Origin of the sequence: Sphingobacterium sp. UBA2480 (assembly GCF_002341965.1) — a bacterium.
Taxonomy (GTDB): domain Bacteria; phylum Bacteroidota; class Bacteroidia; order Sphingobacteriales; family Sphingobacteriaceae; genus Sphingobacterium; species Sphingobacterium multivorum.
This window is the reverse complement of sequence record NZ_DDPA01000006.1, coordinates 139,555-160,354: the sequence shown is the minus strand read 5'-3', so window position 1 is coordinate 160,354 and position 20,800 is coordinate 139,555. Positions and strand designations below refer to the sequence as shown.

Annotated in this window: 14 protein-coding genes; 6 read left to right on the top strand and 8 right to left on the bottom strand. The window is 40.6% G+C overall.

From position 1 onward, the window contains the following. From B3600_RS12295 to asnB, 3 genes are all read right to left on the bottom strand, one after another. Nucleotides 1-972 (bottom strand): polysaccharide deacetylase family protein, encoded by a 972-nt coding sequence (locus B3600_RS12295; RefSeq protein WP_286753145.1) that lies wholly within the window; start codon nt 970-972, stop codon nt 1-3. Beyond that, complete coding sequence (locus B3600_RS12290) at nt 972-2,540, bottom strand: M20/M25/M40 family metallo-hydrolase (protein WP_112375533.1); 1,569 nt, start codon at nt 2,538-2,540, stop codon at nt 972-974. The genes B3600_RS12295 and B3600_RS12290 overlap by 1 nt, the downstream gene beginning before the upstream one ends. A 313-nt stretch (nt 2,541-2,853) precedes the next feature. Beyond that, on the bottom strand, nt 2,854-4,542 hold the full coding sequence (gene asnB / locus B3600_RS12285; RefSeq protein ID WP_286753144.1) for an asparagine synthase B: 1,689 nt from the start codon (nt 4,540-4,542) through the stop codon (nt 2,854-2,856). 235 nt (nt 4,543-4,777) lie between these two features. On the opposite strand from asnB, the gene B3600_RS12280 reads away from it, so the two are divergent. Together B3600_RS12280 and B3600_RS12275 are read left to right on the top strand one after the other, a co-directional pair. Beyond that, nucleotides 4,778-5,353 carry a Crp/Fnr family transcriptional regulator gene (locus B3600_RS12280; protein ID WP_070562917.1) on the top strand — a complete coding sequence of 192 codons (576 nt, stop codon included), beginning with the start codon at nt 4,778-4,780 and terminating at the stop codon, nt 5,351-5,353. A gap of 178 nt (nt 5,354-5,531) precedes the next feature. Beyond that, a complete protein-coding gene (locus B3600_RS12275; RefSeq protein ID WP_046672434.1) occupies nt 5,532-5,993 on the top strand; it encodes a VOC family protein in 462 nt (153 codons plus the stop codon). Nucleotides 5,994-6,196: 203 nt separating this feature from the next. On the opposite strand, the gene B3600_RS12270 is transcribed toward B3600_RS12275, so the two are convergent. From B3600_RS12270 to B3600_RS12260, 3 genes are all read right to left on the bottom strand, one after another. Next, nucleotides 6,197-6,532: a HopJ type III effector protein gene (locus B3600_RS12270; RefSeq protein ID WP_115046714.1), complete on the bottom strand. Its 336-nt coding sequence runs from the start codon at nt 6,530-6,532 to the stop codon at nt 6,197-6,199. Nucleotides 6,533-6,609: 77 nt separating this feature from the next. Then, on the bottom strand, nt 6,610-8,448 hold the full coding sequence (locus B3600_RS12265; RefSeq protein WP_286753143.1) for a UbiD family decarboxylase: 1,839 nt from the start codon (nt 8,446-8,448) through the stop codon (nt 6,610-6,612). Nucleotides 8,449-8,580: 132 nt separating this feature from the next. Further along, a complete protein-coding gene (locus B3600_RS12260) occupies nt 8,581-9,450 on the bottom strand; it encodes a hypothetical protein (protein WP_286709734.1) in 870 nt (289 codons plus the stop codon). A 482-nt stretch (nt 9,451-9,932) separates the two neighbouring features. Between B3600_RS12260 and B3600_RS12255 the strand changes: the two genes are divergently transcribed. The 4 genes from B3600_RS12255 to B3600_RS12240 all read left to right on the top strand — a co-directional run bounded on the left by B3600_RS12255 (nt 9,933) and on the right by B3600_RS12240 (nt 16,830). Next, nucleotides 9,933-11,189, top strand: coding sequence for a deoxyribodipyrimidine photo-lyase (locus B3600_RS12255; protein WP_286753142.1), 1,257 nt, complete (start codon nt 9,933-9,935; stop codon nt 11,187-11,189). A 181-nt stretch (nt 11,190-11,370) separates the two neighbouring features. Beyond that, complete coding sequence (locus B3600_RS12250) at nt 11,371-14,112, top strand: 2-oxoglutarate dehydrogenase E1 component (protein ID WP_115046707.1); 2,742 nt, start codon at nt 11,371-11,373, stop codon at nt 14,110-14,112. Nucleotides 14,113-14,173: 61 nt separating this feature from the next. After that, complete coding sequence (gene odhB / locus B3600_RS12245) at nt 14,174-15,415, top strand: 2-oxoglutarate dehydrogenase complex dihydrolipoyllysine-residue succinyltransferase (RefSeq protein WP_286753141.1); 1,242 nt, start codon at nt 14,174-14,176, stop codon at nt 15,413-15,415. A 344-nt stretch (nt 15,416-15,759) separates the two neighbouring features. Further along, entirely contained in the window at nt 15,760-16,830 is a 1,071-nt protein-coding gene (locus B3600_RS12240) for a hypothetical protein (protein WP_286753140.1), read from the top strand. 11 nt (nt 16,831-16,841) lie between these two features. Here the strand turns inward: B3600_RS12240 and B3600_RS12235 are convergent, their stop codons facing one another. Further along, nucleotides 16,842-18,767 carry an LTA synthase family protein gene (locus B3600_RS12235; protein WP_286753139.1) on the bottom strand — a complete coding sequence of 642 codons (1,926 nt, stop codon included), beginning with the start codon at nt 18,765-18,767 and terminating at the stop codon, nt 16,842-16,844. 4 nt (nt 18,768-18,771) lie between these two features. Then, complete coding sequence (locus B3600_RS12230; protein WP_286753138.1) at nt 18,772-20,652, bottom strand: LTA synthase family protein; 1,881 nt, start codon at nt 20,650-20,652, stop codon at nt 18,772-18,774. Nucleotides 20,653-20,800 lie beyond the last annotated feature (148 nt).

Here is a 20,800-nt window from a genome sequence, read left to right as displayed (position 1 = left end):
TTAATGTGACTCCTGATCCAGGCCTTCGGATAAACTATACAATGTCCAGTGTTTTGTTTTTATGGCCTGAGATTCTGTCCGAAGCAATCGGATAAAATCCTGCACCCCAACTTCCTCATTCCCATTACCATGAATCAGGACAATACTTCCGTTTTTGGCCTGCTGTCCTTTAGCCAACCAGGCATCCGAGCCTACCGCAATAAGACCATAGGACAATAGCTGCTCAATGATGCGCCGATCGGAAACTAAGCCCGGACAACGAAAAAATACCGAAGGCAGAAGACCGTTTTTCAGCATCAATTTTTCATTCTCCAACACTTCATAACCTAGATTCGTATTTTTGGAAAGCAAAAAATTGGATGTTAAAGGATTACTAGTAAAAACATGGTCATACGTATGATTTACCCAGGTAATCTTTACTCCCTTTGCATCCAATGACTTTAGCCATGCTAGATCTGCGGCGTGATTTAGCATCCATTTACCCGAAACAGAAACGGCCAGTGGCAGGCTTCGATCTATCCCCTTAAATGCAGCGAGAAGATCTTCAAAAATAGCCCTGTCCAAAGGTTTATGTGAAGGACATAGATCAATCGTCAAATTAATACCAGCCTCTTTGGGAAGCCTAAAATTCAGCCCCGCATCCTGTAAGTTGTTTTCAGTTTTTCTGACTAAAGAGAAGCAGCTTTCGTATACCGAACCACTTAGACTTTTTGTAACCTGAGCCGCATCGTTGTACAGAACGCTGACCGATCGATCTCCTACTATACGCGTTTGCAGTGTAGTAGGATCTACCGTCAAATAATATTTTACAGTATTTGTCGTGAAACTACGGATCCCCACCAGAGAATTATTATTTTCACGGAGGATCAACCACTCGGTTCTGTAGTTTTCTAAATTGGCAAATGAAACCTGTCCATAAGAGAGTAGGGCGCACACCAAAAATAGACCAACAAAAATGAGCTGTTTCATCATCAGTTGCCACTCGTTCTTTTAGACTGTAGATTAGTTGGCCATACCGTCGGCTTGCCATCTTTATCAATTGGCAATGTGATCTTATCGCGGGAGACCAAAGCAGGCTCTTCACAGGCAAGGTAAGTCAAAATCGCAACGATAATGGCGTTTTGTTTTACTTCATCAAACACAATCTTATCATAGGTATCCCGATTGGTGTGCCAGGTCACCTTACCATAGTCCCAGGATGTGGAAGAGAGCCCAAAGGCCGGAATTCCTTTTTGAACGAAAGAAGAATGGTCACTTCCCCCCGTCCCCGGCATACCTGGAAAACTGGTTTGGATTTCATTACGGAACTCTTCAGGCAAATATTGCACCCAGCGGCTTATATATTCGTAAGATTTTTCAAAACCACTGCCTCCTATCCGGACAATTCGCCCTGTGCCGTTATCCTGATTCCATACCACCTGTATATTTTTAGCGATCTCGGGATGATCTTCGACAAAAGCTGAAGAGCCATTCAGCCCCTGCTCCTCACTTCCCCAGTTACCGACCAAAATCGTTCTTTTATTATCCGGGTAAACCTTCCTTAAAATGCGGACAGCCTCCATCATGGTAATTACTCCTGTCGCATTGTCTGTCGCTCCCGAAGCGCCGTCCCACGAATCTAGATGCGCCGAAAGCACAACATACTCGCCCGGTTTTTCCTTTCCCTTGATCTCTGCGATACTATTATAGGTCTTTGATATTCCAAGCTCTTTTGAATTTCCCTGCAGCGAAACCCGAGGTTTGACCCCATGTTCTGCCATGCGGTATAACAGACCGTAATCTTCCAGCCCTACGTTAAATACCGGAATCTGTTTGGACTTCGCATCAAAAATCCGTGTAATACCAGGCAACTCTGTCCAATAGGAATCAATGGCACCAACGGCGCCAGCATTCTCCAAAGCCAAGGGCAATGTCCGACGCGTGCTTCCCGTATAGGACATACTACTCTCCCATTTTTTCAACTGATCATTTTTTAAGGCTTGATATTTTTCATAACCTTTCGGGGAAGCTGACTCCTTCCAGTTGGCATCTGACCGTCCTGAAAGCGGATTCATTCCAATCAATACGATCTTGCCTTTGACTGTCTTAAGCCAAGACTGAAAATCAGACGGGGAACTAAATAAAGGCATTACCACAACCTCGGCTTCAACCCCTTTTTCCTTGGTCACGGGACTGAACGCCAACTGTGTACCTTCCAAAGATTTTATGCGGGGATAGGTCATCGTCACCTGAGAAGTTCCTCGTTCCCACGAACGCCATTCACCATAGGGCTCATTGCGGGCCTGTGCGCCAAGCGCATTATAATTTTTGACAACCCAATCATGCGCCTGTTGCATTTGTGGACTCCCGACAAGACGGGGGCCAATCATATCGACAAGCTCAAACGCATACTTCTCCAATTGTGAATTTGCATTTGCCTCCTGCACAATTGACGAAACCATCGCTTCTTTATTTTGAGCAAAAATAGCTGGAGTGCTCAGCAATAGAAGTGCCAGCCCTAAAGATTTCATTCCACGCTGTTTCATTAAATCTACCTTCATGTATATATCTTTATTTATTGTATAATTCTCCGTTAATACGCTAACGCTACGAGCGCAAACTACATGTTACTATATTCCACTAGCTCTCAAAGAAGCTCCAGAAAAAGACAGTGCTCCGGTCAACCTTAGTTAATTCAGAAACCCAAAGTTTCCTGTGATTGGCTTTTCCGAAAATTACTAAAGAATATTTAAAAACACACATTCATTTTTAATCAATTAAATAATATACCCTTATTTAGTTGAAAAGAAAACATAAAAAGCCTGAAAAGAAACTTTCCAGGCTTTACCAAATATAGATATGAGGGTTGATTAGTTACACGGCTTCCACTTTGGATTTTTCGTAGCTCTCTTGGTGAACCGAGGCCACAGCCCGACCCGATGGATCATTCAGATTCTGGAAAGAAGCATCCCAAGCTAAGGCTTCCGGCGTACTGCATGCGACAGATTTTACCGATGGAACAGTTTGTGCTGCCGCTGTTGAAGGAAAATGTGATTCGAAAATTGTCCGATATAAAAACTCTTCTTTGTTTTTCGGTGGGTTTATCGGGAAGCGCGTTGAAGCCTCGGCAAACTCCTGATCAGAAACTTTACTTTCAGCCTGCTCTTTCAAGGTATCGATCCAGCTATAGCCTACACCGTCAGAAAATTGCTCTTTCTGGCGCCATGCGATGCTTTCTGGCAGATAGTCTTCAAATGCCTTACGTACAACCCATTTCTCCATCCTTCCTTCGCGAATCATTTTATCGGAAGGATTGATACGCATCGCAATGTCCATAAATTCTTTATCTAGGAAAGGTACACGCCCTTCAACACCCCATGCTGCAAGTGATTTATTTGCCCGCAGACAGTCGTACAGGTAAAGCTTTTTCAGCTTACGTACCGTTTCCTCGTGAAATTCCTGTGCATTTGGCGCTTTATGAAAATAAAGATACCCACCAAAGAGTTCGTCTGACCCTTCACCCGACAATACCATTTTAATGCCCATTGATTTGATTACACGAGCTAATAAATACATCGGTGTAGAAGCGCGTACCGTCGTGACGTCATAAGTCTCCAAGTGGTAGATCACGTCACGGATCGCATCCAATCCTTCTTGGATGGTAAAGTTGATCTCGTGGTGTATTGTTCCGATATGATCTGCTGCTTTCTGTGCCGCAATTAAATCCGGTGCTCCCTTCAATCCCACCGCAAATGAATGCAGTTGAGGATACCAGGCATCTTCTTTGTCGTCACTTTCGATACGTTTGGATGCAAACTTCTTCGTTACCGCAGCAATAACCGATGAATCCAATCCACCAGACAGCAGTACACCGTAAGGTACATCTGACATCAATTGACGATGCACCGCATCTTCCAAACCTTTGCGCAAAACAGCGATATCGGTCTCGTTGTCTTTTACAACATCGTAACTTTCCCAATCACGTTGATACCAGCGCTGCGGAGCTTTCCCCATTTTGCTATACAAGTAATGCCCCGGAGGAAATTGTTCAATCGTCGTACAGAAACCTTCCAGTGATTTTAATTCGGATGCAACGAACAATTGCCCCTGCTCATCTTCACCATAATATAGAGGGATAATTCCCATATGGTCACGTGCGACAAAAAAGGAATCATCACGTGAATCATAGAGTGCAAAACCAAAAATACCATTTAATTCATCCACAAATGAGGGACCTTTCGCTAAATATAAAGCCAACACAACTTCGGAGTCACTTTGTGTCGAGAACTCATAATCAGGAAGGCTATTTCTTAATTCATGGTGGTTATAGATCTCGCCATTAACTGCTAGTACAACTTTACCGTCCGGACTGTACAATGGTTGACTTCCAGATTTAGGGTCAACAATAGCTAACCGCTCGTGTGCCAATAAAGCTTTCTCACCGGTGAATATACCCGACCAATCCGGACCACGGTGGCGAATACGTTTTGACATTTCTAATACTTGAGATCTCAATGAGCTTGCAGGTTGCTTTAATTCAAAAGCGCCAATAATTCCACACATATTATGAAAATTTTAAATATTTCGTTTTTACATTATGTTATTGACACAAAGTAAAACAATTAAAAACTAAATTCATAATAATTTTTAATATTTATTATATTTTTATCAAAAATACTTTTCAAAACAAACAAAATTATCAATGAAACACTTATTTGTTTACAATAATCACACAATCTATTAACAATTGATCTGCAGATTAATCGTTAAATTAACTTCGTAATCAAATAACCAGGACATGGATCTAATTAGAACCTTCTATAGTGAGCTTGCACTGACTCCACAGGAATTAACTGCAATTACAGAAAAACATGAAGCCATAACCGTCAAAAAGGGCGATTTTATATTGACCAAAGGACAGGTTTCAAATGCTTATTACTTAATTGAGTATGGACTTACACGCTCCTTTTTACACGATTATGAAGGCAATGAAGTTACCATAAGCTTCTGTACGGACAATGATGTTGTCATTGAAGTCGCCTCTTTTTTTCAACGCCATCCAACGGTGGAAAATATCCAGGCACTCATGGAAACCCGTCTCTGGAAAATAAAGTTTGAAGATTTTCAGGAACTTTTTCATCAGATTCCTGAATTTAGGGAATGGGGGCGTTCTTGGATGGCCAAGGAACTTGTTCACAGTAAAAATAGGGCTATTGCCATGATTACCGAGCCTGCTACTACCCGCTATTTGCGCTTGATAAAAGAAAAACCAATATTGATACAGCAGGCACCACTCAAGCATATTGCTTCCTACCTGGGCATCACCGACACTTCCCTAAGCCGCATCCGGAAAGAAATTGTCCACGGAAATTAAACCGTGGTAACGCCCAAAGGACTACTTTTTTAAATCTTGCCTTAAGGCAAGATTTTTAAGAAAACTTCAGCTTAATTTTACCAATGTGCTTCCAAGCTATTTATTTATAGTCTTAAAGGAAGGAAAAATTGAGAAAAGAGTTAAAAGAAGTAATCATTATATTCAAAAATTAGAAATCATGGCAAAATTACACGCTTATCTAAATTTCGACGGAAACTGTGAAGAAGCATTCAACTTTTATGAAAAAGTCTTCAATACAAAAAATCCTGGCTTCATGCGTTATGGAGATATCCCTGCCGACCCACAGATGCCACCTGTTCCAGACGAAGCAAAAAACAAAATCTGTCATACAGCAATTTCGATCAACGGCGATAGTATGCTGATGGGAGCTGATGTTGTTCCTGCTTTTGGACAACAATATATCCAAGGAAACAACAGCTATGTCATGCTGATGTGCGAAAGCACCACCGAAGCGAAAGCTTTGTACGATGCACTGAGCACCAATGCAAAGGTCGTTGAAATGCCACTTGGCGAAACATTTTTTGCCGAACTATACAGCGCTTTTCAGGATCAATTCGGTATCTGCTGGATGGTTTATTTTGGTGGGAACAAAGAGCAGGATTGCGAAAGTAACGCTTAAGCCAACCGCTTAGCCGACAAAACAGTTGAAAAAGAAAGGGCAGTAATCTATTGTTACTGCCCTCTCTATTCCCGTGGTTTCGTTATCGTGTAGCACCTATGCTACCCTGTGGAATGGCCATTTCAATGTTGTCTTTTCAAAACTGCCACAACAAGATGTTTTCCTGTGCATCTCAGGTTTTTACCGCTACTAGGTTAAATTTATTATTTTTTCACCAGTACTTCTTCCTCAAACAGGATCCCATCCCAACCATTTGTCCTAAATTGACGAATGTTTTGGTGGCCATCTCCGTCTGGATTATCGAGTACATTTCGATAATGTTCGGCAAAAAGGCGCAATGTATCCTCCTGCGAAAGATTATTTAACTGTGCAAAATAGAAAACTTTTGCACTACCTTGATTTTCTTCTTTCGAATTTTTCAGCGTCCCATTTTGAAATGCACTGGGACTATAACTGTACTGATCGGCAATATGCGCCAATACTTCCTGAAACTGTAATTCGCTTCCTTTTGATTTATTCAATAATTCTGTTGTAGTCATCTTGATATTAAACCTTTTAAAATCTATTCTAAATTAATTTTTCAACCATAAACCTGAATGAACAGGAATTAGCGCTCTTAAATAATTCCGTGTAGTGACCCTCCCTTTGCAGCAAGTTGATCCACACGCCTTTCCACCGCTTCGTCTTTAATCAACGCCGGCGCATGATGGGGTTTTGTCCGCGCATCAATAATTAGCGGTCCTTTACAACCCCAATGTTTAAATGTTGTAAAACTATGTATTCCATAAATATCAAACGCAGGGTTACTTCTGGTAAACGTTGTCCAAACAAAATTATTGACGGTAGCGGCGGTGAAGTGAGCATCATCACATAAGACGATCAACGGGAAACCTTCCCAGGCGAGTGCTGCGGCAGCGCGGCACCATTCGGCCATTATTTTCGGCTCATGCTCGTAAGTAGAGAATGCCTGACCATCGATGGCAATAATACCGGGCATAACAAATTTTGCCTGATTGAAAGGTCGGGGTAGTTCAAAACCAGCCGGCAATTCACGGCCCAATTCTCTTTTCTTTGTACCAGCGGCAGCAAAAACCACTTTGGAACCGGTATTTAATCCATCGCCAGAATAATCCAAGGTATCGATAGTCGTATTAGTCTGAAAATGAACATCTCGAGTAAGGTCTATGCGTTCAAGGATATGACCCAAAAAAGCCGGAATATCATAAATATCCAATTGCGGATTATCTTCATTTGCTGAAATAAACAAATATTTAGCAAGGCTGAGCTGATTTTTACCCAGTATCTGATTGGCTATCGTTAAAATTTCTTGCGGTCGATCCACACGCTGATAAGGCGTATACCGTTCAGACCCTATTGCAAAAAGTAAGGGATGTACACCAGCGGCATCAACAGCATTAACTGCATGGAGACCTGAAATCTCCTTTGGAATGGCCGCCCCCGTAATTTCGTGGATTAAGGCACCAAAACTGGTGTCTTCCTGCGGCGGCCGCCCCACAACGGTAAAAGACCAAATTGGATTTTTCTTATGGTACACATTATGCACCTTCATCAAGGGAAACGGGTGAGTTAAACTATAGTATCCGATATGGTCACCAAAAGGACCTTCCGGTTTATTTTCGTTGGGATAAACAGTACCGGTAATCACAAAGTCTGCATCTGCCGAGATACAAAAACCTTCATCATCATAAAAATAACGGAACCTTCTATTTCCCAATGCCCCGGCAAAGATCATCTCAGAGAGTCCTTCCGGTAGCGGCATTACAGCAGACAAGGGATGTGCTGGCGGTCCGCCGATAAAAATACTCACCTTTAAAGGTTTACCGAGCGCATTTGCCTTAGTTTGATGGATTCCGATACCACGATGCAACTGATAATGTAAACCAATCTCCTGATCAGGCAGATAATCATTCCCAGAAAGCTGAATCCGATACATCCCCAGATTGGCCTGCATAATACCGGGTTTGGCAACATCTTCTGTATATACCTGCGGCATCGTCACAAAAGCACCGCCGTCCATTGGCCAGTTGACGATCTGCGGAAGTTTACTAATTGATGTTTTACCATGAAGTATGGGAGCCCCCGATTTTTTTTTCCAGGGTAAAGCCCCAAGGGCTGTCATCGAGGAACCAATATATTGAAAAGGATTTTTAAGTACTGCAGCAGGATTCATCTTAACATCCACCAATTTCTTCAGGTGGTCTAACGAATCCCGGAACATAAACTTCGAGCGTTCCAGCGTTCCAAACAAATTAGATACAGCCGGAAATTCCGAACCTTTGATATTTTCAAAAAATAAGGCGGGCCCTTCAACATCAAACACCCGCATATGGATGGCGGCCATTTCCAAATAGGGATCGACCTCTTCTTTGATCCGGATTAAATGACCATGTTTTTCAAGATCCGCAACACATGCTTCTAAACTATTGTATCCCATATATTAAATCTGCTTCAACATGTTAATCCACAAATTTAACAGAATAATTTATTAAACAGGATATAAAGAAAAAACCTTTAGCGATCTTGGATCCCGCTCCCTTATCATCAGTATAACAACCTCAACCATTACCTAGGTATCCATGCAGACATAGGATTTCAAGGGCGTAAATTCAAATGCCTGTACGCGCTGCCAAGTTGAATTATCTACATTTTTCTCATAATAAAGTACTCGCCTAAATTCATCAATATCTTCTTTATTGATATCATTCAACCTTGTCAACAAGAGCTTAGCAAAGAATTTATTGACGCCTATTTCTCTCTTTTGGCCTTCGGAAGTGCACTTCAGGAAATGGTAAAATAAGCCTCTAAATGTCATTTCCTCATTGCCACCGAGGTAAATAACTTCTGATATAAAATTATTTTCCCAAGGCATTTCTCGTAGCCAGCGGTAAACATCGAGCAAAGGCAGGGGGCGAAACTTCAGGGAAGCCACCCAGTTCCAATAAAATATGGTCTGCCGTTTGGCAAGTTTCGCAAATATGCGGTTCAAGACACTCTCCTTCCCGATGACGCTACTTTTAATCACGATGGTATATTGGACGCGTAAATTTTCCAGCAGATCGCGCACAGGCTCCAAAAAATGTTCATCCATTAGCCTCGCGACATAAATGACGCGGTTATTTCCGGCACGTCTACAAATTTCCACGAAATTACGCAGACCAAGCAATTCAAGCTGAAGCTGTATATCATTGTCAAGTGAGGGAACCTGTGTAAAATAAATTCCAAAATTGAGATCAGCAATCTGAAAATTCTCAAAAGCTTCCCCTTTTCGCAACAGGTCCAATTCAAAAAGCTTTGCCGTCACCTTTTCCTTTACTATTTTATTAAAAAGAGATAAGTTGCGCACTAATCCAGTTACATCAAAATCTCTGGATTGCAAATAACAGGATGCCCGTCGTCCCAAATAGGTATTTAGCCCGCTGATTAAAACCTTTTTCATTCGAATTCTCTATATTTTTGGCTTTGAAACTACCACGATTTAATGATTCGTTCTCACGATCGTGAGCCATTAAATAGGATCGTTCCTTCCTAGTACGCTGAATTTATATATTACCCTTTTATTCGCTAAAACGAATAAAATCCCTAGGACGGTTCCATTGGTGATGCAGCAATCTTTTCCATGTTTTTCTTACGCTTTTAGTATGTTACTCGGATTGTTTCAAGAGTAACGGAAATAACTTACAAATATCATAATTCCCTGATTTTAGAACAGAGAAACCTCAAATAAGTTTAACACTATTTTTATTTTTTCCTAACCAAAATAGCGTAAACCATCCAAACAAGTACCGCCATTGTCCTTTTTTTGTCAATTCGCGCATAAATACTTTCAAGAACACAATATCCTTATATATTTGTAAATCTTCTGAAAATAGGCTGCACTAAAAAGTATTTATCTTCACCTCTATGGACAAAAGGGCTACAATGATCTGGTTTCGAAATGATTTAAGACTTCATGACAATGAAGTATTTTATCAAGCTTCTGAAAAAAGTTCATTCATCATCCCGGTATACTGTTTTGACCCCCGATATTTCGACCGCAATCAATTTGGCACTTTAAATACAGGTGTTCTGCGAGCGGCCTTTGTCATTGAAGCCGTGACGGCTTTAAAAGAAAAATTAAAGAGTCATGGTAGCGACTTGTTGACTTATATTGGCAAACCTGAAGATATTATCCCAAGAATAGCACAAAAATACCAAGTTAACGAAGTTTATCATCACCGCGAGGTGGCACTTCGGGAAACTTCTATTTCGGAAAAAGTAGAAAGTGGGCTTTGGAGCAGCAAAATAAATTTGCGCCATTTCATCGGTCACACCCTCTACCATAAGGAAGATCTTCCTTTCCCTATTAAAGACATACCCAATGGTTTTTCCATTTTCAAGAAAAAAGTAGAGCGGGAAAGTCTGGTGAGGCAACCCATCCCATTTCCGACCAATTTCCTTACGCCGCCCCATCTTGAGGACACCAAAATTCCTTCATTAAAAGATTTGGGCTATTCAGAAGAGGAGATCAAATCTGTTGATGACATCTATATTCTCGGTGGCGAAGACACTGCGCTTAGTATTATGCATGCGCTATTGTCAACCTTTCCGGAGACAGAACAGGACCCTTTGATTCTAGGGCCTTTTATAGCGTCAGGGGCCTTGTCGCCTATTTTACTCTATAACAATATCAAAAAACTTGGTGAAGGTAAGAAAGACAAACGATTTGAAAAGATTGTCGACATTCTGCTCTGGCGCGATTATTTTAGGTTTATGCTTAAAAAATATCCGAATATATTCTTTAAGCCACAAGGCACTAAAAACAGCTCCCCTCAGGATCATCCGGCCTTAGACGGGAATGAAGAATTATTTGAAAAATGGAAATCGGGCCACACGGAACATGATTTTATAAACAGTGTGATGATCCAGTTACAGAAGACCGGCTATATCCCTTATCAAGCACGCTTAATCGCAGCCAGCTATTTAGTTCATGAGTACCAGGTCAACTGGCTTCGTGGCGCTTCCTGGTACGAGGAGCACCTATTAGACTATTCTCCGGCAACTGTTTACGGACAGTGGTCTCATATTGCTGGAGTTGGGACAAGCGAAAAAGACAATAAAGCGCTGGACTGGCAAAAATTGATCAAAACTCATTTCCCAAATGGACTTCCAAAATTGGACGAAATACTTGTTAAATAAATCTTCGGCAGAAATAAATAATTCCAATAGAAAATAAATTTGTAGGACGCTGGAAGCCCTTTTTAAATCATGCTAAAAATGTTAAGAATTGGATAGGTTTATTGATTAAATTATTCAATTTCAGTATTAGAAACTCTTTTTTTATTCATAACTTTGACAAATTTCATAGTTTTAATTGTAAATGGACAATCTGACATATTTGAGTAATGCTGATTCGGCTTATGTCGATGGCTTATATCAATCGTACAAGCAAGATCCCCAATCGGTAGATTTCGGATGGCAAAAATTCTTTGAAGGTTTTGATTTCGGTCAAAATGCTGGCGGAACAACAAGTTCAGTAGGCGAGGCTACTCCCGAGCACGTATTGAAAGAAATCAATGTGCTGAACATGATCAATGGCTACCGCGACCGTGGCCACCTATTCACACACACTAACCCTGTTCGTGAAAGACGTAAATACTATCCTGGCAAGGAATTGGAAACGTTTGGTCTTGCAGAAGCAGACATGAACACCGTTTTTAATGCTGGTGTTGAAGTCGGTTTAGGTCCAGCAACATTGAAAGACATCCGTCAATTGGTGGAGGATACTTACTGCCGTTCTATTGGTGCAGAATTCAAATATATCCGTAATCCAGAAAAAATTAAATGGTTACAGGACCGCATGGAAGCGGATCGCAACATGCCAAAATTTTCGTTGGATACCAAAAAGAGAATTTTAAACAAATTAAACCACGCCGTTGTATTCGAAAACTTTTTAGGCACTAAGTTTTTAGGTCAAAAACGTTTCTCGTTGGAAGGTGCAGAAAGTTTAATACCAGCATTAGATTCGGTCATTGAAAAAGGTGCAGAAATCGGTATCCAGGAATTCGTTATCGGTATGGCTCACCGTGGCCGTCTGAATGTCTTGACTAATATCATGGGTAAATCTTACAAATCAGTATTCTCTGAATTTGAAGGTAAGACCTACGCTGATGATCCTGAAGTAAACTTTGGTGGTGACGTAAAATACCACTTGGGCTTTTCTTCTGAGGTTAAAACAAACGATGGCAAATCTGTCCATTTAAGTTTGGCACCGAACCCTTCGCATTTAGAAACTGTAGATCCAATCGTTGAAGGCATGGTTCGTTCTAAGATTGACTTCAAATACGAAGGTGACTCGTCTAAAATTGCACCGATCATTATTCATGGTGACGCAGCAATTGCTGGACAAGGTGTGGTATACGAAGTAACCCAAATGTCGAAATTAGATGGTTACAAAACTGGTGGTACGGTACATATTGTGATCAACAACCAGATCGGTTTTACAACGAACTATAAGGATGCGCGTTCTGGAACATATTGTACAGACGTCGCAAAAATCACTTCTTCACCCGTGTTCCATGTGAACGGTGATGACGCTGAAGCGGTAGTTTATGCGATTAATTTAGCTGTTGAATACCGTCAAAAATATAAAACAGACGTATTTATCGATCTATTATGTTATAGAAGATTTGGACACAACGAGGCAGATGAACCGAAATTCACGCAACCATTGTTGTATAAAATCATCGAAAAACATCCAAACCCAAAAGAAGTTTACGCTAAAAAATTAATTACTGAAGGAAGTATTGACGAGGCGTATTCAAAAAATATCGAAAAGGAATTTAAGGCTGAATTACAAACTAAATTTGAGGAAGCTAAAACAGTTGAGGTATTGACTGAAGAAATTCCGATGTTTAAAGGAGCATGGGAAGGATTACGTCCCGCTAAAAAAGGTGAAGTATTAACAACCTCGGATAAAACGAAAGTTGCAAAGGATTTATTCTTAAAATTAGCGAAAGAAATCACGACCTTACCTTCGGATAAAAAATTCTTCCGTAAGATCACACGTTTATTTGAAGATCGTGCCAAAATGATCACTGCTGATTCATACGATTGGGCAATGGGCGAATTGATGGCTTACGCGACTTTATTGGATCAAGGTAACCGTGTACGTATCTCGGGTCAAGATGTACAACGTGGTACATTCTCGCACCGTCATGCGGTATTGACACTTGAAGATTCGGAAGAGAAATACGTTCCTTTAGCGAATATTAAAGGTGGTGATAAATTCTCTATCTACAATTCATTACTTTCCGAATATGCTGTTTTGGGATTTGAATATGGTTATGCATCTTCTAATCCAAATTCGTTGACAATCTGGGAAGCTCAATTTGGAGATTTCTACAACGGTGCTCAAATCATCGTCGATCAATATCTATCGAGTGCAGAGACAAAATGGAAACGTTCTAACGGTTTAGTGATGATGCTTCCTCATGGTATGGAAGGTCAAGGTCCTGAACACTCTTCAGCGCGTATTGAAAGATTCTTAGAGTTATGTGCAGATGAGAATATGATCTTAGCAAACTGTACTACTCCAGCTAACTATTTCCACCTGTTACGTCGTCAACTGGTACGTGAGTTCCGTAAACCATTGGTTGTATTTACGCCAAAATCATTGTTGCGCCACCCTAAAGTGGTATCACCGTTAAAAGATTTTACAGAAGCTGCTTTCCAAGAGGTAATTGATGATGCAAATGTTGCGGCGAAAGACGTTAAACGCGTGTTATTCTGTTCGGGTAAAGTTTACTACGACCTATTAGAGAAACAAGAGGCGGAAAAACGCAAAGATATCGCTATCGTGAGATTGGAGCAGTTATTCCCAATTCCTACAGAGCAATTGAAAGCAATCCGTAAAAAATACAACAAGGCAAAAGAATTTGTTTGGGTTCAGGAAGAAAATGAGAACATGGGCGCATGGTCTTATTACTGCCGTAAACTAATGGGTACTGAGATTGCATTTACAGGTTTTGTTGCCCGTAAAGAAAGTGGAAGTACGGCTACGGGTTACATGAAACAACACGTTGCACAGCAAGCAGAAATCTTAAATAAATCATTCGAATAAAAACAATTTAAAATCAATTGCGTCTTAGCTATAGGACGCAATTGTCAATAAAGAACATTATATGAGCTTAGAAATTAAAGTACCAACCGTAGGTGAATCAATCACGGAGGTAACCTTATCACAATGGTTGAAACAAGATGGCGATTATGTGGAGATGGATGAAAACATCGCCGAACTGGAATCAGACAAAGCAACGTTTGAATTACCAGCTGAGAAAGCGGGTATCTTAAGAATCATTGCACAAGAAGGTGATACTTTAGAAATCGGTGCCGTTGTTTGTACAATTGAAGAAGGCGCTGCTCCTGCCGGTGGTTCAGCTCCAGCTGCTGCCCCTGCTGCAGAAGCGTCAAATGCAGCTCCAGTTGCGGCTGCCGTTGCAAAAGATGAAGATCCAGACAGCTATGCTGCTGGTACAGCTTCTCCTGCTGCTGCTAAAATCTTAAGAGAAAAAGGAATTGATCCTTCTACAATAAAAGGAACAGGTAAAGAAGGTCGCATCACAAAAGAAGATGCCGAAAAAGCTCAACCTGTCGCTAAAGCTGCTGCACCAGCAGCAAAACCTGCCGCTGCTCCTGCTGCGACAGTTGCTCCGGTAGCGGGTGCAAGAAACGAACGTCGTGAGAAATTATCTTCATTACGTAAAACAATCGCGAAACGCCTAGTTGCCGTTAAAAATGAAACGGCTATGTTGACAACATTCAATGAAGTCAATATGCAGCCGATCATGGATCTTCGTGCTAAATATAAAGACACCTTTAAAGAGAAATTTGGTATCGGTCTTGGCTTCATGTCATTCTTTACAAAAGCAGTAACAACTGCATTGGCTGAATGGCCTGCCGTAAATGCCCGTATCGAAGATAACGAGATTGTATATTCTGATTTTGCAGACGTTTCAATCGCAGTTTCTGCACCTAAAGGTTTGGTTGTTCCGGTTATCCGTAATGCTGATGCCATGTCATTGGAGCAAATTGAAAAAGCAATTGCTACATTGGCAGGTAAAGCCCGTGACAACAAATTAACGATTGACGAGATGACTGGTGGTACATTTACCATTACCAACGGTGGTGTATTCGGATCAATGATGTCTACGCCGATCATCAATGCTCCACAATCTGCAATCTTGGGTATGCACAACATCATCCAACGTCCTATTGCTGAAAATGGCCAAGTGGTGATCCGTCCAATGATGTACATTGCGCTTTCTTATGATCACCGTATCATCGATGGTCGTGAATCAGTAAGCTTCTTGGTTCGTGTAAAACAATTATTAGAAGATCCAGCTCGTTTATTGTTGGGTGTTTAAACCGCAATAAAATTGGAAATATAAAAAGACCTATGCTTTGCGGCATAGGTCTTTTTCTTTCTCAAAGTGTCTCCTATCCTTGGTCTGGAGGCACCTTCAGTTCGTTTCCATTGCTGTTGGTACCAGCGAAATTATGAAGGTTTTATTTACATCGGAATGAAGCAATATACTTAACGAATATGAATCGGAGATAGACGAATATAAATCACCTTTTTAATTTCTCCCTTTTAATTTTTACTTTCAGCTTGTTAAAGATCAAGGATATCCTAATATGCAAACACCGCTATCATGTAAAGGTCGGTATCCGAATATGGAACTTGATATTAAGCAGACATAACAAGCAAATGAAGTATAAAATTCTAATAACAATTGTATATCTATTACTTGCTGTAATGACCTTGTTTGCCAACATGGCAAATCCAATGAGCCCCCATAGCATAACAGGACAGCTCGTTCCCGCAGGGAAAGTGAGCGTTACCAGCGAACGTATTGACATTCGTCTTTTAACGGACACTTCGGATGATCATGCGGACTATCAAAGCCACTTCAACATTGTTTATAACATCCATGCAGAAGAGGCTATTGAATTGCCGCTGGTATTTCTCGCTTTAAATATGAACGGATTGGATCGCGTCCTTGTCAATCAGAACGAAATTGAAGGAAAAAAGATGGATCAACCCGGTTCAAAATTCCCCTTTTTACGTTTAAAGGATGGCTATTATGAGCTCAGTTACGACAGCGATGAATGGAAGCGTATTTCGCTGAATGATGCCTTTTATTTTACCGCGAAGCTTCACAAAGGTGATAACAGCATTCAGGTTCAATACCGTGCTTATATGGGCTATGACCGACGGGATATTCGGACCAGATACAAAATTGATTATCTCTTATTCCCCTCCAGATACTGGTCGTCCTTTGGCCCGATTGAACTGTATCTGCACCTCGATGGGAAGATGGAGGTACTTACACAAGATCTGGGAACCGCCAAATTACAGACAGATTCCATTGTTCACTGGAGAATTGATCAGGTAGAAAAGAAAGAGCGTTTTCATATTGAAGTTGTCTTAAAAACCTCCTTGTTGGCGAAAGTAATTCTTTGGATAAGTCCAGATGTACTTGCGCTGATCGGATCGTTATTTTTGCTATACCTACATATCCGGTATATTTATCTAAAATACAAAACTGGCAAATACCGATATGCACTCCTGATCGGGAATCTAGTCATTCCAAGCTCTTTCTACTTGTTCATTTGGTTTTGGTCCAGTCTGGCCAACTATTTTGTCAATGGAGTCTTTGACGAAAAATCCCGTGGTTTTATCCTGTTGGTCATCTTCACCTTACCCTTGATCTATCTCGTCTATGATTTGGTTTTACTTATTATCGATAGAAGCATTCGCGCTAGATTAAGCAGGTAGAAAACCGGCTGTTATTTTTTATAGGTCAGCTTGTTTTCAATCATACGATTGTTATATTGCTGGATAAAAGCTTTCATCTTGGTTTCCATCGTATCCAATACCGCTGGATGCTGTTTTAACAAGTCCTGTTTCATCAAGCGGTCCTTCTTAAGATCATAAAATGAGGTCACTTTCAGTCCATCATAAGACATCATATAATCTTTATAATAGAGGTTGTAGCTCCCTGAATTATTATTGAGCACAAAATTATCCTTGCCCGGTTTCAAGGCATCTGAACCAAAGGCAAAATAAGGCTCGTCATAGTGCAGATAATTCAACACTGTCGGCATGATATCTATTTGCTGCACCAATTTATCCGCTTTGCCCACCAGATTATCACCAGGTGCATAAAATATAATAGGGATTTCAAATGCTCCTGCAGTGGTTTGATATTCCGGCAGATAGCTTACAGTAGCATGGTCGGCACAGATAACAAATACGGTATTCTTGTACCAGGACATTTTAGAGGCTGTGGCAAAAAATTCGCGTAAGGCATTATCGGTATATCCAATAGGCTCCTGTACGGGCAGAGGTCCCTTAGGGAATTTCCCCTGATACTTTTCAGGCACCTTAAATGGATGATGTGATGATAAAGAGAAGAAACTAGCAAAAAATGGCTGATGAAAGGTATTGATCTTGTTTGCTACAAATTGCAAAAATGGTTCATCCCAGATTCCCCATATCCCGTCGAAATCAGCATCATTGTTATACTCGTTTTTGCCAAAATAATGTTGGATACCTGCCAATTTCATATAGGCAGAGAAGCCCATGCTCCCATTTGGTGCGCCATGAAAAAAAGCAGTCTCATATCCCTTTTTCCCTAAGAGCTTCGCTAAGCTGGTGGTTTCATTTCCAGAATAGATGGAAAGCACAAAAGGCTCACCTATCGAAGGAATGCCCGTAATGACTGACGGTAGCGCATCAATTGATTTACGGCCATTGGCATAAGTATCTGTAAAGGTGTAAGCATTGCGTATCAAGGAATCCAAAAAAGGCGTATAACCTTTGTATTTTCCACCTTGGATATCTTTATTCAATTCTCCAAAATGTTCTTTTGCAAAACTCTCCAAAATCAGAACAACGACATTTTTCTTTGTAAAGGGCAGGTCTGATTGCGGTACATGAATGGGATTGTATAACTGTTCAAGCTCTGTTTCGGAAAAATAATGAACGGGTTTGAGGCTCACGGCCTTTAATGTTTTCAATATACTGAATGGCGTATTGAGCACAATATTCATTTCTTCCGGTGTCTCCACATAATCACCCGCATTGCTCAATGTTATGGGACGTGTGCTATGCGCCCAACCGCCACGCACTCCACCAATAAAAAGGAAGGCTGTCAGTAAAAACAAAGGCAATTGGATCAAAAATGACTTCCAGCTATATCTCGTCGTCCTTTCAATCTGAATAAGTTTATAGGATTTAATCAACCCATAGACAATCAGCACCAATAGTATAATGAGATACCAATAATCCAAACAGAAATCAAAGGTCAGCTTGATCAAGTTAGATTCATTGGAGAACTGGTCAATTACCGTTCCAGTGGTCCTTTTGAGGGTAAATGGGTAGTAGGCAAAATCAATCAAATTTAACGCTATGCCAATTGAATTGGTCACGATGAAGATCCATTTCGCAACATTTTGATAGTGTTTATTTAATTTAAACGGTCCTGGAATAGTCTGCATAACAATATACAGGATATTTAAATAGAGGAGTGCCACAATGTCAAAGCGTACGCCACCGGCAAACATAACCAGAAGCTTACCGGCATCGACATGGGGGAATAAGGAAGCATTTATGCCATAAAAACCCAATCGCAATAGTGCGTAGATGAGCAGAAGAAAGACGAAACGAATTGCGACAGCAAAATAAGGTGCAAATACTCCTTTTAATTTCATAGCCCTAATATTTTAAAAATTCACGGTATACATCTTGATAGTACGCTTTGGCAATATTCAATAAGCTATCTGTTTTGCCAACCGGATATTCCTTATTGGCTCTATAGTTAATGATCCTTCCAACGTTATCAAATGAAACGGCTTGTTTTGGTGTAATTACACCGAAGGCGTCTTTAGAATTATAGAATGCTATTTGTGGTGTTGTGGGATTAAACAGATCCCGGCTCCAGTGATAATGATCTGTCGGAAGCTTCAATTGTGTCAATAAAGTTGCCGCCAGATCCGTTTGGTTACCAATTCTATTGAATATTTTGCCGCGATATTCAGGTTTGATCACATCGCCGAAAAAGATCAGCGGAATATGAAAGCGATTGGGGTGAAACAGCTCCCATTTTTCTGAAGGAAGGCGATGTCCATGGTCAGCGACAATAACGAAAAGGGTATTTTTATACCAAGCTTCCTTTTTGGCTTTATTAATAAAATCAAAAACAGCTGAATCTGTATAATTTGCCGTACTTCGGAATTTATCTGCATTGGTAGCATTCCCAAATTTATAGCCGTGTTTTAATTCAAATGGTTCGTGATTAATTAAAGTAAAGATCGTCGAAAAGAAAGGTTGTTTTTCTTTTTTAAAATCCTTGATCATCTGATTAAAGACGACATGGTCATAGACACCCCATGAGGCACGTTCCGCATCCAAGCCAAAATTGGCATTATCCACCACCCTAGATATCCCGTGTGTCAGCATATACGATTTAAAATTGTAAAACTCGCTCTGACCACCGTGATAAAATGATGTTTCGTAGCCGGCATGATCGAACTCCTGTCCAATGGCAGGCATATTTTCATGCTTGTCGATATATTTGATAATACTCTCGGGCCCCTGCGCCGGAAAACCGCTCAACACCGCTACCATGCCTTTGTCGGATCGATCAGCTGCAGAATAAATATGGTCAAACAAAATACCACCCTTAATCAATTCTTCCATGTGTGGCGTAATTCCCTTTTCCCCTCCGAGAGACTGAATGAGATCGCCAACAAAGCTTTCCAGCATGATAATAACGACATTTGGACGAGTGGTTGACAGGACCTCAACAGCAGAATCAGGCTGACTTTGAAAGGCGGGCCGTAGCTTGTCCTGAATGTCCTTCTGATCACCATAATAAGTATAGGGATTTTTAAGCTTGGTACTTTTAGCAAAAAAATCCCGCAAAAGCGACCATTGTGTATTGACTGCTGCGTGGTTGTAAAATGTTTCCTCGGAATAATAGGCTTTACTAGGGTTTAACGTCGCTCTTCCGTAGCCACCGCGGATAAACGTGAAAAGTACAAAAACTCCGATCGCCAGTTTGAGAAAATTACTGACAGGAGACTTGAGATTGAAAAAAGAGACTTTTTTAAACATCCAACGGTACAGAAAATAACCGCAGAATATACCGATCAACATCCCAACGATGGGGAGAAACACCGGCGTGGATTCAGCCGAAGCGACGGCACCCGAAGGCGAAGCAAAAAATGCATCTATGGCACGTTTAGAAATCTTGTCGCCCCACTCCCGATAAATATTGACATTGATAAAACTTGTCACAAAGAACAATACCAGGACGATAATGGTATAGATATCAAGGATCAGTCTTTTGGGTTTCAGTTTTGGAAAGAAACTTAATAGGCAATACACCAGAAATGGTAATGCACAGATATAGGAGACTGCAGAAAAATCCAGATTCAGACCATGGTAATAAATCCTGAAAATTTCTGTGAAATTAGAAAAACCTATCTTCTCAAAAAAAGCAATAACAAAAATCAATCTATCTATAAAACAGATAATTAACCAGAACAGAAAATACTGTGTTAAAGCTCTAAGCTCATTAGCAAATCGTTGCATCCCTTCGTGTAAAAATAAAACAGGCAAATTTACATTAATTTACATGAAATACGGGCTAATTACTTAGTAATATGAAGAAAAGATTAAAAAAGTATAAATCTTACGTTATGCTTTACCTAACTGCAATAACCGCCTCTTCTGCTTAGGA

Coding starts and splice junctions, on each gene's coding strand:
- B3600_RS12275 (WP_046672434.1), top strand. CDS start 5,532: ATGGCAAAATTACACGCTTATCTAAATTTCGACGGAAACTGTGAAGAA.
- B3600_RS12290 (WP_112375533.1), bottom strand. CDS start 2,540: ATGAAGGTAGATTTAATGAAACAGCGTGGAATGAAATCTTTAGGGCTG.
- B3600_RS12235 (WP_286753139.1), bottom strand. CDS start 18,767: ATGAAATTAAAAGGAGTATTTGCACCTTATTTTGCTGTCGCAATTCGT.
- asnB (WP_286753144.1), bottom strand. CDS start 4,542: ATGTGTGGAATTATTGGCGCTTTTGAATTAAAGCAACCTGCAAGCTCA.
- B3600_RS12260 (WP_286709734.1), bottom strand. CDS start 9,450: ATGAAAAAGGTTTTAATCAGCGGGCTAAATACCTATTTGGGACGACGG.
- B3600_RS12295 (WP_286753145.1), bottom strand. CDS start 972: ATGATGAAACAGCTCATTTTTGTTGGTCTATTTTTGGTGTGCGCCCTA.
- B3600_RS12250 (WP_115046707.1), top strand. CDS start 11,371: ATGGACAATCTGACATATTTGAGTAATGCTGATTCGGCTTATGTCGAT.
- B3600_RS12270 (WP_115046714.1), bottom strand. CDS start 6,532: ATGACTACAACAGAATTATTGAATAAATCAAAAGGAAGCGAATTACAG.
- B3600_RS12255 (WP_286753142.1), top strand. CDS start 9,933: ATGATCTGGTTTCGAAATGATTTAAGACTTCATGACAATGAAGTATTT.
- B3600_RS12230 (WP_286753138.1), bottom strand. CDS start 20,652: ATGCAACGATTTGCTAATGAGCTTAGAGCTTTAACACAGTATTTTCTG.
- B3600_RS12280 (WP_070562917.1), top strand. CDS start 4,778: ATGGATCTAATTAGAACCTTCTATAGTGAGCTTGCACTGACTCCACAG.
- B3600_RS12240 (WP_286753140.1), top strand. CDS start 15,760: ATGAAGTATAAAATTCTAATAACAATTGTATATCTATTACTTGCTGTA.
- odhB (WP_286753141.1), top strand. CDS start 14,174: ATGAGCTTAGAAATTAAAGTACCAACCGTAGGTGAATCAATCACGGAG.
- B3600_RS12265 (WP_286753143.1), bottom strand. CDS start 8,448: ATGGGATACAATAGTTTAGAAGCATGTGTTGCGGATCTTGAAAAACAT.